The organism is Streptomyces sp. NPDC002623, from assembly GCF_053592635.1.
Window position 1 is genome coordinate 128205 of the sequence record NZ_JBSFWB010000012.1, and the last position, 12174, is coordinate 140378.

General features: G+C 72.9%; 10 protein-coding genes. 6 read left to right on the plus strand and 4 right to left on the minus strand.

What is annotated here, in order from left to right; translation table 11 throughout:
• Positions 1-106 precede the first annotated feature (106 nt).
• Positions 107-733, minus strand: a complete 627-nt coding sequence (locus ACWD4O_RS23050) for a TetR-like C-terminal domain-containing protein (protein ID WP_451282356.1) — start codon at positions 731-733, stop codon at positions 107-109.
• Between the two features lie 233 nt (positions 734-966).
• Between ACWD4O_RS23050 and ACWD4O_RS23055 the strand changes: the two genes are divergently transcribed.
• Both ACWD4O_RS23055 and ACWD4O_RS23060 read left to right on the plus strand, forming a co-directional pair.
• The gene (locus ACWD4O_RS23055; protein ID WP_451282358.1) at positions 967-1770 is read left to right on the plus strand and encodes a phosphatase PAP2 family protein; all 804 of its coding nucleotides are present in this window, start codon (positions 967-969) and stop codon (positions 1768-1770) included.
• Complete coding sequence (locus tag ACWD4O_RS23060; protein WP_451282359.1) at positions 1767-2720, plus strand: hypothetical protein; 954 nt, start codon at positions 1767-1769, stop codon at positions 2718-2720. Before ACWD4O_RS23055 ends, ACWD4O_RS23060 begins: the two co-directional genes overlap by 4 nt.
• Positions 2721-2782: 62 nt before the next feature.
• On the opposite strand, the gene ACWD4O_RS23065 is transcribed toward ACWD4O_RS23060, so the two are convergent.
• Positions 2783-4837: a phosphocholine-specific phospholipase C gene (locus ACWD4O_RS23065; protein ID WP_451282361.1), complete on the minus strand. Its 2055-nt coding sequence runs from the start codon at positions 4835-4837 to the stop codon at positions 2783-2785.
• Positions 4838-5279: 442 nt separating this feature from the next.
• Here ACWD4O_RS23065 and ACWD4O_RS23070 point away from each other — a divergent pair, with 442 nt between their 5' ends.
• The 4 genes from ACWD4O_RS23070 (at position 5280) to ACWD4O_RS23085 (ending at position 10060) form a co-directional block, all read left to right on the plus strand.
• Positions 5280-6092, plus strand: a complete 813-nt coding sequence (locus ACWD4O_RS23070) for a hypothetical protein (protein WP_451282363.1) — start codon at positions 5280-5282, stop codon at positions 6090-6092.
• 184 nt (positions 6093-6276) lie between these two features.
• Positions 6277-6834 carry a hypothetical protein gene (locus tag ACWD4O_RS23075; protein WP_451282365.1) on the plus strand — a complete coding sequence of 186 codons (558 nt, stop codon included), beginning with the start codon at positions 6277-6279 and terminating at the stop codon, positions 6832-6834.
• Positions 6831-9041: a hypothetical protein gene (locus ACWD4O_RS23080; RefSeq protein WP_451282367.1), complete on the plus strand. Its 2211-nt coding sequence runs from the start codon at positions 6831-6833 to the stop codon at positions 9039-9041. The genes ACWD4O_RS23075 and ACWD4O_RS23080 overlap by 4 nt, the downstream gene beginning before the upstream one ends.
• A gap of 32 nt (positions 9042-9073) precedes the next feature.
• Entirely contained in the window at positions 9074-10060 is a 987-nt protein-coding gene (locus ACWD4O_RS23085) for a hypothetical protein (RefSeq protein ID WP_451282369.1), read from the plus strand.
• A gap of 83 nt (positions 10061-10143) precedes the next feature.
• On the opposite strand, the gene ACWD4O_RS23090 is transcribed toward ACWD4O_RS23085, so the two are convergent.
• Both ACWD4O_RS23090 and ACWD4O_RS23095 read right to left on the minus strand, forming a co-directional pair.
• On the minus strand, positions 10144-10989 hold the full coding sequence (locus tag ACWD4O_RS23090; RefSeq protein ID WP_451282370.1) for an SDR family oxidoreductase: 846 nt from the start codon (positions 10987-10989) through the stop codon (positions 10144-10146).
• An 86-nt stretch (positions 10990-11075) separates the two neighbouring features.
• Positions 11076-11843: an SDR family NAD(P)-dependent oxidoreductase gene (locus ACWD4O_RS23095; RefSeq protein WP_451282372.1), complete on the minus strand. Its 768-nt coding sequence runs from the start codon at positions 11841-11843 to the stop codon at positions 11076-11078.
• Positions 11844-12174 lie beyond the last annotated feature (331 nt).

The window sequence follows — 12174 nt, forward strand, 5'->3', positions numbered from 1 at the left end:
CTCAAAGGGGAGCCCCACCCGGCCGGTGGTGCGCGCCGCCCCCGTCCCCACGGTGCGGCGCGATACAGGTCGCCGTCCAGTCATCCCGTGGACGGCGGCCTGAGCCTTATGTCTTCGGCCCGGTGAGGCCGAGCGCCGGCAGCACGGCTGCCTCCACGAAGCGGACCAGGTATTCCTGGTCGGCGTACTGCCCGTCGACGACGGGACGTGCGCGGATCACTCCGAACATCTGCGCCGGGATGTACTCCAGCGCCGGGTGGTCGCAGGCGATCTCGCCGCGTTCGACCCCGCGCCGCAGGATCTCCCGCAGCGCGGCGATCTCGGGGTCGACGAGCGCCTCGCGCAGCGCCAGGGCGAGTTCCTCGTCGCCGGTGACGGCGTGGCCGAGAGCCTGCAGCAGTTTGGTGTCGTTGCTGGACCAGCGGCCGGTGGCCCGCGCGGCCTCGCGCAGGTCCTCCGCGAGCGAGCCGGTGTCGATGCCGGTGAGCCGGGCCTGCCGGCGGGCGCGCAGGGCGGCCACCACGAACTGGGGCTTGGTCTTCCACTGCCGGTAGAGCGTGGACTTGCTGCAGCGGGTGGTGGCGGCGACGCCCTCCATGGTGACTGCCTCGTACCCGCACTCGCGGACCTGGTCGAGGACGGCGTCGAAGAACTCCCGCTCACGCTCGGGCGTGATCTTGGAGCGGCGCGTGGCGGAGACCGACTCGGGTCCGTCCGCTGCCTGCGACGTCATCTGCTCTTCGCCTCGCTTCTCTGCCACTCGGGCCACTCGCCTCGAGGCCCCTGCCGCCTGCCGGGGGCCTCTTCTCCAGTGTGTCCTATGTCAATCGATACGCCAGTGTACCGGTACGAGCGCGTATCGGTACACTGGCGTATCGGTACGAAATCGTATCGGTGGTGCATGCACGGGTCATGAGCACGGCAGCACCGCCTCACACGCACCACCGTCAGCGAAGGGGTCGGGGGATGAATGCCCGCACCGAGCCTGCAGAAGCGGAGCCGGCCACACCGGCGCGGCCGCCCATAGTCCGCGAGCTCCTGCTTGTCGCAGGGCTCTTCCTCGTCTACAAGTTCGGCAGGCAGCTGGCCGCCGGCCATACCGCCGAGGCCTTCCGCAACGCCCACGACGTGTGGCATCTCGAACGGTGGCTGCGGCTGCCCGGCGAGGGCTCGGTGCAGTCCCTGCTGCTGCACGGGGACGCCCTGGCCGAGGCCGCGAACACCTTCTACGCGACCGTCCACTTCCCCGCCACCCTGGCCTTCCTGGTCTGGCTGTACCTGCGGCGGCCGGCCCACTACGTGTGGGCCCGCCGGGTGCTGGCCGTGGTCACCGCCGCCGCGCTGGCGGTGCATCTCGTGTTCCCGCTCGCCCCGCCGCGGATGCTGGCGGCGACGGGCCTGGTCGACACCGCGAGCGTGTTCGGGCCGTCGGTGTACGGCCCGCCGCAGACGGACCATCTGTCGAACCAGTTCGCGGCGATGCCCTCGCTGCACTTCGGCTGGGCCCTGATGGTCGCGATCGGCCTGATCGTCGCCACCCGCTCGCGCCTGCGGTGGCTGTGGCTGCTGCATCCGCTGGTGACCCTGCTGGTGATCGTGGGCACGGCCAACCACTACTGGCTCGACGCGATCGTGGCGGGCGTCCTGCTCTCGCTCGCGCTCGCGCTGATCCACGCCCCCCGGCGCACGGCCCCGGCCGCCACGGCGGAACCCGGTGCGGACACCGTCGTCCCGGCCGAGGAGCCGGTCCTGGTGGGGGCGCGCCGATGAACGCCACCCTGGTCGCCGTCGCCCTGTCCCTCTTCTCGGCCGCCGCCTACGCGGCCGCCGCCGTCGCCCAGGAGCGGCTGGCCTCCCGGAATCCCGGCACGGGCCTGACGCGGCTGCTCGGCAACGGGGCCTGGTGGTCCTCGGTGGGGCTGAACGCCTCCGCCGCGCTGCTGCACGTCGTCGCGCTCAAGTACGGGCCGCTCACCGTGGTGCAGCCGCTCGGCGCGCTCACCCTGGTCGCGGCGGTGCCGATGGGCGCCCGGGTCGCCGGGCGCCGGGTCAGCGCCGCCGAGTGGCGCGGCACCGCGTTCACCCTGGCCGGTCTGGCCGCGATCCTGGTCACGGCGTCGGGCCCGGCTCCCGAGGACGTCCTGAGCGTGCCGGAGGCGGTCGCGGTGGCGGGCGCCACCTCGGCGCTGATCGGGCTGCTGGCCCGGCCCGGCGCCAAGCCCGGGCTGCGGCACGCGACCGCGTCCGGCTTCGCCTCGGGCGTCGCCTCGGCGCTCACCCAGACGGTGACGGTGGCCGCGACGGACCGTTCGGGCCCGCTGCTCAGCGTGCAGGTGATCGGGGTGGCGCTGCTGGTCGCGGCCTTCGCGACCGGCGGGCTGCTGCTGTCGCAGACCGCCTATCGCGGCGGCCTCGGCGCCCCGCTGGCGATGGTGACCCTGGCGAACCCGGTGGCCGCCGCGGCGATCGGCCTCGTGCTCCTGGGCGAGCGACTCCAGGGCGGGGCGGCGGGCGTGCTCCTCGCGCTGGCCGGAGCGGGACTCGCGGGGTGGGGCGTGGTGCAGCTGTCGCAGGCCGCACCGGAGCCCGAGCCCCTGGCCGTCCCCGAGGAGGACCACCCCGTGGCGGCGGTGCTGGCCCTGCGGCCGGAGACGGCGTCGGCGGAGCCCGCGCTGCTGCCCCGGCCGACGTCCGAACCGGGGCACCTCACCGCTCTGTAGCTCTGTAGCTCTGTAGAGGAATGTGGCGCTGTCGAGTGCGTCACATTCCTCCACAGGCAAGGTCACTCCGTGACGATCGCCGGGTCGCTGACGCCGGGGCGGCCGTTCTCGACGTGACCGGCGAACCGCCGCAGGAACGTCGGATCGGCGGACGACGTGACGGTCAGGTCGTACCACCGCCGGCTCGCCCGCAGGTCCACGGTGCGCTTGACGATGGCGCCGGGGCGCAGCTTGACGGTCGTGGTCCGGCCGCCGTACCCGTCCGCCACCTTCAGCTCCGCCGTGCCGTAGCCCCGGTGGTTGAAGGTGAGCTCGACGCAGTCGCCGACGTGCCGGGCGACCACCTCGGTGCCGGCCGCCTTCGCCCTCCCCTTGAAGACGCGCAGGAATCCGTTCGGGCCGTGCACGGTCAGGTCGTGCGCACCGCCGGAGTACGCCGAGTTCCAGGTGTCGGAGACGGTCGCGCCCGCCCCGGTGGTGTAGCTCCACGGGCCGTCGGCGCGGTTGCCGGAGGTGACCAGGAAGGCGGCGCCGGCCTTGGCCCCGGAGGCGAAGGTGAGGGTGAGGGTCCCGGCGGTCGAGTCCACCGAACCGTCCACGCTGGGCGTGTACCTGAGCGGGCGGGTGGGCCGCAGGCCACGCTCCTGCTTCGGCAGGACCGGCTGGGCGGGCAGGGTGGGCACGTAGTCGGGGTGACGGTCCTTGTCCGGGGGCCGGTAACCGTCGGTCTCCGGCAGGACGACCGGCCGGGTGTCCCTGCGGGAGAAGTCGAACGCGGAGGTCAGGTCGCCGCAGACCGCGCGCCGCCACGGCGAGATGTTCGGCTCGTGGACGCCGAAGCGGCGCTCCATGAACCGGATGACCGAGGTGTGGTCGAGCGTCTCGGAGCAGACGTAACCGCCCTTGCTCCAGGGGGACACGACGAGCATCGGCACCCGCTGGCCGAGCCCGTAGGGGCCGGCGGTGTGGCCGGCGTCGCCCTTGAAGAGGTCCGGTCCGACGTCGACCGTCGACCTGCCCTGCGCGGCCGAGGCCGGCGGGAACGGCGGGAGCAGGTGGTCGAAGAAGCCGTCGTTCTCGTCGTAGGTGACGAACAGGGCCGTCTTCGCCCACACCTCGGGGTCGGCGGTGAGCGCGTCGAGGACCTGGGCGACGTACCAGGCGCCGTAGTTGGCGGGCCAGTTGGGGTGTTCGGTGAAGGCCTCGGGGGCGACGACCCAGGAGATCTGCGGCAGCTTGCCGCCCTTGACGTCGGCCTTCAGCTGGTCGAAGAAACCCTCGCCCTTACGGGCGTCGGTGCCGGTGCGGGCCTTGTCGTACAGCGGGTCGCCGGGCTGGGCGTTCTGGTACTGGGTGAAGTAGAGCAGCGAGTTGTCGCCGTAGTTGCCCCGGTAGGCGTCCTGGATCCAGCCCCAGCTGCCTTCCTTGTCGAGGCCGTCGCCGATGTCCTGGTAGATCTTCCAGGAGACGCCCGCCTGCTCCAGACGTTCGGGGTACGTCGTCCAGCTGTAGCCGACCTCGTCGTTGCCGAGGACCGGGCCGCCGCCCTTGCCGTCGTTGCCGGTGTAACCCGTCCACAGGTAGTAGCGGTTCGGGTCGGTCGAGCCGATGAACGAGCAGTGGTAGGCGTCGCAGATGGTGAAGGAGTCGGCGAGCGCGTAGTGGAAGGGGATGTCGTCGCGGGTCAGGTACGCCATGGTCGTGGCGCCCTTGGAGGGGACCCACTTGTCGTACTTGCCCCCGTCGAAGGCGGCGTGCCCGTCGTTCCAGCCGTGCGGGAGGTCCTGGAGGAAGGCCATGCCCAGGTCGTCGGCGTCCGGGTGGAAGGGCAGGACGTCCTTGCCGCCGGCGTCCGCCTGGTGCCAGACGGACCTGCCGTTCGCGAGGGTGACCGGGCGCGGGTCGCCGAAGCCCCGCACGCCCCTCAGCTTGCCGAAGTAGTGGTCGAAGGAGCGGTTCTCCTGCATCAGGACGACGATGTGCTCGACGTCCTCGATCGACCCCGTGCGGTGGTTCGCGGGCAGCGCCGCGGCGCGTGCGATGCTGCTGGACAGAGCGGTGAACGCCGTGGTGGCGCCGGTGAGCTGGAGGAAGCGGCGCCGGTTGACTTCGGACATGGGTGAGGCACCTCTCGTGCAGAAGGGTTCTGCCGGCCGGTTCATGCGGAATGCGCGCGCAAGGAGTGTTCCAAGGGCACAGAACGTCCGGGAAGGGTCGGATGACGCCGGTGTGAAGGTCGCCGGTACGTGGGGGGTGCGACGGGCCAAGAGGTCCGCGAACCCGCCCGAAATCCCCTGTCCGGGAAGTGCGTTCTCTTTCGCCACAGGAGACGAAAACACCCACTTCTGTTAATTATTGACCGAATGTAGCGAGACTATCGCTTTAGGTGTTTTATCCTTTAAACTCTCCGACATCACGCCAGGAAGCGCGCCGGGGGCGCGCTGTCGGGGGGAGCTGGTCGACGTGCGCCGTAGAGCGTTTTTCGCCACCCTGTTGGGCTGTGCCGCACTTCTGTTCTCATCGGGGATTCACCCGGCGCCGGCACACGCCGCGGACCCGGTGGCACCATACGTGGAACTGGCCCCGGATTCGGGGCAGTTGTCGCCCGGCGGCACCCCACTGACCGTCGACGCCGTGTTCCACAACACCCTGGACACGGCCATCACGGACAGCTTCATCGTCGCCGTGGGCATCCGACTCGCCCCGCCCGCACCACTTCTGACGCCCCAACAGGTCACCGTGGAATGGTTCGACGCGGCCGCGTCGGTGTGGCGGGCGGTGGAGCTGACCTCGGGCACGACCGCGCTCAGCGGCTACCTCAGCACGGACGCCGGGCTGCCCTCCGTGGGCTCGCTCCCGGCCGCCGGCAGCGCCCGGATCGGCCTGCGCATCTCGCTCGCCCCGGAGGTGCCGACCGCGACCACGCTCCAGTTCGTGGCGCAGGGCCTCATCCAGCCCAGCCCGCTGATCGACCCGGTGGTGCTGATGGACGGCAAGGCCTCGTACACCGTCGTCACACGGACGACGGCCTCGAACTCGCCGTCGACGTCGGCCTCGACGTCCGCCAGTGCCACGCCGAGCGCCTCCGCGAGCGACACCGCGACACCGAGCGGCGGCGCCCCCGGCTCCTCGACACCGTCCGCGTCACCGACGTCCGGCGCGCCGACGCTGTCCGCCGTTCCGGCCCCGTCGGCACTGACCGGCGGCACCGGAGGCGACCAGCTCGCGAACAGTGGAACCCCGGCCGCGGCCGCGATCGCCGGCGTGTCCGTGCTCGTGTGCGCCGCCGGTGTCGCCCTCGCCATGACCCGACGCCCGGCCCACGGACGGGCGCGGGGACGGGGACAGGGACGGGGACAGGGACAGGACTGATCCCGGCGGGCCGCCGCGCCCGTCGCGCCCGCTGCGCCCGCCGCGGGACGCGGGTGCGCAACAGCGGTCCGTCCCACGTCTCGCCGTCCCCGCTCCTCAGCGTCCTCACGTCTCAACGTCCCCACGTCCCTGTGTCTCCATATCCGCATGTCCCCATGTCCCCATGTCTCCACGGGAGGAACTCATGCACCCACGCAACGGGCAGGACGTCCTGCGGGACGTGGTCCGCAGCGTCGCGCCGGCCGAACTGGAGAAGCTGGACGAGACGTGCCGGGTCTACCTCGCTCGGCCCTACCCCCCGCAGCCCCTGCATCGGCCGACCGGGGACCCGCTGGGCGACGGCATCCAGACGCTCGTCCTCCTGCCGGTCCTGGTGGCCGTGGTCTCGCAGATCCTCGCCGACCTGGCCTCCGGACGCATCCGCGCGGGCGGCGGCCGGCTGTCCCGGTGGTGGCGACGGCGAGCGAGCCGGGCCGAGGCCGAGGGCCGACGCGCCGCGCTGACCTCCGCCGTGCCGCAGCTCTCCGACGTGACACGGCAGGAACTCACCGAGTGGGCGCTGGCCCAGAGCCGGGCCGTCGGCCTGTCGCCGGCCCAGGCCGAAGCATGCGCCCACGTCATCGTGGTGGCCGTGGTCCGGCCCGAGGCCGAGCCGGCGGGCACCCCGGCGACGGACGCCCGCGCGGAGGCCGGCGACGAGGCCGGCGATGTGCAGGCGTCCGCCGACACGCCGCCGTCGTGAGCGTCGCGCCGGGCGCCGCCACGCCCGCCGCCGACCGCCGCGAGGTCGCCCGCGCGCTCGTCTCCAGCCCGCTGCCGCTGCCCACCACCACCCGGCTGGTGCTGCTGGTCCTCGTGGCCGCCGCGGGAGCCACGTTCGCCACGTGGTGGTGGCTGGTCCTGGGCCGGGACAACTGGCCGGGCGCCCAACTCGCCTGTCTGCCCGCCCCCGAGACCACGGCTGCCGCCTCACCGGACGCGGTTCTGGCCCGCTTCACCGGTTGCGTCAACGACGTCCGGCTGGCCCAGTCGGCGATGGTGCTGTGCGGGCCGCTCGCGCTGCTGGCCCTCGCCCTGCTCGGCCGGGCCGCCGCACGCCGGCTGAGCCTGTGGCGGTGGGCGGCGGAGAAGGCCGACGAGGACTCGTCCCTCGCCGCACGCCTGGCCGCCGTACTGCCCGACGGCGACGACCGCGATGACGGCGACGGCCTCCGGCCGACGCTGTGGGTGCGCAGCCCACGGCGCGTCGGCGTCCAGGCCCGGGCGTCGGGGACCGTCCGCAAGCCGTGGATCGTGGCCGACTCGCACGTCTTCAGCCGGCCCGACTGGGAGGTGGAGGCGATCTTCCGCCATGAACTGGCCCATCTGCGCCTGCGGGACGTGAGCCGGGTACGGCTCGCCGCAGCGGCCTGGTGGATCCTGCTCATGGGGGTCACCCTGCCGATGGGCGCGGCCCTGGTGCTGGACCCCGGCCTCCTCGGCACGGACCTGCTGGTACGGATGACGGTCGTACTGGTGATCTTCCTGCTGACCCTGTGCGCGGTGCTGCGCGTCCGGGAGCACGACGCCGATCTCGGCGCGGAGGCGGATCCGCGCGCGCCGGTGGGCGCCACCGCCGACCACCTCGGCTCCGACCTCCCGCAGAACCGCCGCGGTCGGCTCCTGCGGGCCGCGGGCCTCGCCAGCCACCCCACCGCCGCCGCCCGACTCGGCGTACTGGCCGACCCGGCGCGCACCTGGGGACTGTCCGCCGCCGAGTGCCTGACGACGGGACTCGCCGCGGGCCTGCTCTTCACCGATCTCGCCCTGCTGGTCGCGTCCCTGATACCCAGTCAGGCCCAACTCGCCTACATCATCACGGGGTTGCTCGTCGGCTGGGCGGTGGCAGGGGTGGCGACCGTGGCGTGGTGGCGGGCCGTCGCGGTGGGGCACCGGGACGCCCGCGGAGGGCGCCCGGCGCTGGCCGGGGCCGCGCTCGGGCTCGGCGTCCTCGTCGGGAGCCAGCTGTCCGGCCGCGCGGCCGGCGACTGGCTGCGGGACACCGGGGCAGCCGACGGACTGGCCACGGCGCTCTCCCTCGCCCACGCCCCTCGCGCGCAAGTGCTCGCCCTGGCAACGGCGTTGGTGATCGGCGGGGCGCTGCTCGGCGTCTGGACCACTGCCCTCGCCCGAGCCGCGCAAGCCGCGGTCACCGGGCCCCGCTCGGCGCCGGCGTGCGCGGCGGCCGTCGTCCTCTCCGGGCTTCTGACGGCGGTCCCGCTGGGCAGTTGGTTCCTCTTCGCCCGGCTCACGGCGGCCCGCGCCACCCCGGACATCCGCTGGAGCGTGATCGACTCGCCCTGGTGGGTGACGGGGTTCGCGGTGACCGTCTGCGGCGCGCTGACCCCCCTCGCCTGGTCGGCCGCCGTCGCAAGGGTCCGGGGACGAACTCCGGGAACGGAGACACCGCCCGACCACGGCCCCGCGGCGGGCACCGCCGCACGCCGGTTCCCTCCGGTGGCGGTGTTCGTGGTCGCCGGGGTCGTCGTCGCGGCGGGGGCCGGGTGGGCCATGGTCGGCGGCCGGTTCGCCGGGGTGTCGGCGGCCTCGGCCGGCCGGTCCTCCGGTCCCCCGGCGACGGTCACCGTCCGGCCGGGCTCGGCGGCCGCCGGAGGCGACGAGACCGTCCCCCTGGACGAGCTCCCCGTCCTCCCGCCCGCGGCGGAGCGCACGCCGCAACTGCGCGCGGACACCGCCCTGGTGTGCCGTGCGCTGACCCTCGGCGGAACCGTCGTCTGGTCCGACCCGGAGCGTCGGCGCGACACGGCCGACCTGCTGGGCGGCCTCGACGACACCGTTCTGCGCGCCGCCTCCGCCGTGCTCCGGCGCGACCCGACCGGTCCGGTGGACCGCGACGCGCTGGTCGCGTCCGTCCTCCGGTGCGATCTGTACTTCCGCTACCGCCGCTGACCCGCCCCGCCCCGCCCTCCGAGGAGGCATGTGTGAGCCGGACACCCGCCGTGATGACCAGGGCCGCCGGTCGGCGCCGGACGGTCGCCCCGCCGCTCGTGGCGGCGCTGCTGGCCGCCGCCCTTACGGCGTGCGGCGACGCGGGCGACCGGTCGGCGGACACCGTCGCGCCGACGCAGCCGTCACTGTCCACGTCGCCGAGTACCACCTCGACCGCGACGACGGCCCCGACCGCGTCACCGACCGTCTCCGGCTCCCCGTCCGTCTCGCCGACGGCCTCGGCCGGATCGTCGTCCCCCTCGACGCGCCCGAGCGGTACGACCGCGACGGGCGGGACCGGCGGCTCCTCAGGAGGCCGCGGATCCGGCGGCAGCGGAGGCGGGGGCGGCGGAGGCGGGAGCGGAGGCGGGAGCGGGGGCAACGCCACGCCCGGGACGAAAGCCCCCGGCACTCCCGCTGCGCCCAGGCCCCCGACCGCCGCCGCGCTGTCCTCCGCCCTGCTGACGACCGGTCAGCTGCCCTCCGGCTATCGGAAGACCGTGCTGCCGAACGATCCCCCCACCCGCTCCGACCGCCCCGACTGCCTCAATGCGCTCAACGCCCTGGAGTCCTACCGCAGCACCCGCCCCGGCGCGGTCGAGGCCAGGGCCACCTTCGCGCAGAGCCAGAGCGGGCCGTTCCTGCAGGAGGTCGTGCGGTGGCTGCCGGGCACCGGTGCGCGCCAGGACCTTCAGCAGGCGGCGGCCGTGCTGTCCGGCTGCGCCGAGTTCGCCATCGGCTGGAGCGACGGCATGACCGGCAAGGAGCGGGTGGTCGCGCACGGCTCGGCGGGCATCGGGGACGCCTCGTGGCACGCCACCGTCACCGCGACCACCGGGACGTTCACCGTGCAGGAGACGCTGGTCCTGGCGGTCGTGGGGAAGACCCTGGTCGTCCTCAGCGAGGCGGGCAGCCCCACGGCGCCCTCCCGCTCCCGCACCGTCGCCCTGGCCCGCGCCGCGACGGCCCGCGTCCCCTGACCGACCCCAATGGCGTTCCAACGGTACCGGCGACCAGCACTGGGCCCGGGTCCGGCGTCGGTCCGGCCTCAATACGGCCGGCCCTACGCGTTGGTGTCGTCGTGGGCGAGGTTGTTGCCGAGTGCGCGGGAGGCTTCGGCTTGTGCGAGGAGTTCGTTGGCTTTGGCCTGGACGCCCTGGATGGCGTCGGCACCGGCGACGAAGCGGTGGAGGGGCTTGTCCTGGTCGGTGATGGTGAGCAGGGCGCGGGCGAGTTTGGCGGGGTCGCCGCTCTGCCGGCCGTTCATGCTCTTCCAGGCGGCGACGGTGGCGGTGGTGCGTTCGGCGTAGTCGTCGATGGTCGGCTCGGGCCAGGTGGTGGAGGCGTCGACGAGGAGTTCGGTGCGGAAGAAGCCGGGCTCGACGACGGTGGTGTGGATGCCGTACGGCTCGACGTCGTAGCGCAGGGATTCCATCCAGCCCTCGACGGCGAATTTGGAGGCGGCGTAGGCGACGCAGAACTCCTGGCCGGTGATGCCGGCGGAGGAGGAGAGGGTGATGATGTGGCCGGCGCGCTGCTTGCGCAGGATGGGCAGGACGGCGCGGGTGACGTTCATGGGGCCGAAGAGGTTGGTCTCGATCTGCCGGCGCATCTGCGCGGCCGGGATCTCTTCGAAGTAGCCGGCGTAGAAATTGCCGGCGTTGTTGATGAGGACGTCGATGCGGCCGAAGCGGTCGAGGGCGGCCTGGGCGGCGGCTTCGGCGTCGGCGGGGTCGGTGATGTCGAGTTTGGTGACGAGGAGGTTGTCCTGGGGGCCGCCGAGGGTCTTTTCGACCTCGGCGGGGCGGCGGCCGGTGGCGACGACCTGGTGGCCCGCCTTGAGTGCTTCGCGGGCGATGTCGGTGCCCAGGCCGCGTCCGGCTCCGGTGACGAGGATGACCTTGCTCATGAGGGGGTTCCTTTCAGGCGCCGGTTCCGGCGCCCGGTGCAGTGCGCAGTGGGGTAGTGCGCAGTGGGGTAGTGATGAGGACGGAATCAGGCCTGGTCGGTGGGCATGATCCACAGCTCGCCGACGGAGGTGTGGCGGGGCCGGGTGACCATGTAGGCGACACCGTCGGCGATGTCGTCGGGGGCGAGTACCTCGGTCTGCTCGTAGAAGGTGCGGATCGCTTCGCGGAGCTCGGGCTTGTGGTCGTTGTGCGAGCCGAGTTCGGTGTCCACGCCGCCCGGCTCCAGGACGCCGACGCGTACGTGCCGCTGGGTGACCTCTTGGCGCAGGGACTCGGTGAAGCCGTTGACGCCGAACTTGGTGAGGTTGTAGACGCCGTAGCCGTTCCAGGCCACGCGGCCGGCGATCGAGCTGATGTTGACGATGTCGGCGACCCGGCGAGGGCTTTCCTCGGCGGCCTTGAGCAGGTGCGGGAGGGCGGCGCGGGTGGTGTACAGGAGGCCCTGGAGGTTGATGGCGATCATGCGCTCCCACTCCTCGACGTCCGCGTCGACGACGGGGCCCAGGAGCATCAGGCCGGCGTTGTTGACCAGGATGTCCAGGCGTCCCGAGCGCTCGACCGTCTGCTGCACGGCGGCCTCGGCCTGAGCGCGGTCGGTGATGTCCGCCTCGACGACCAGGGCCGTGCCTCCCGCCTTCTCGATCACGGAGGCGAGGTCGTCCAGACGGTCCTTGCGTCGGGCCACAAGCACCACGGAGGCACCGTGCTCGGCGAGTCGACGGGCGGTTGCAGCGCCGATACCGCTGCTCGCTCCAGTGACGAGCGCGACACTGCCGGTCAGGTTTGTTGTCATGGGGAGGTTCTCTTTCCAGACGTACGAAGCGGGGGAAGCGGTCCGGGAGGTGTCACATCAGCCGCTCGGGGCCGATGAGACGCCGTAAACCGCCAGGTCGGGCCGGCGAAAGGTGCCCGGGCCTGCTCTGTCAGCGATGTGGTCCTCGCACGTGCGTCGGCCACATGCGTGAACGGGCCACCCTGGACGAAATGAGGTCGCGCTAGGCGGCCGGGAAGGCACTGGAGATGGGCGCCAGATGCGTTACCGTTTCCTGGCCATTCAGACCGCCATCGGCGATGCACCCCCTACAGAACCCGTTGGCGCGGGCGAGCGGGAGACCCTGATGAGA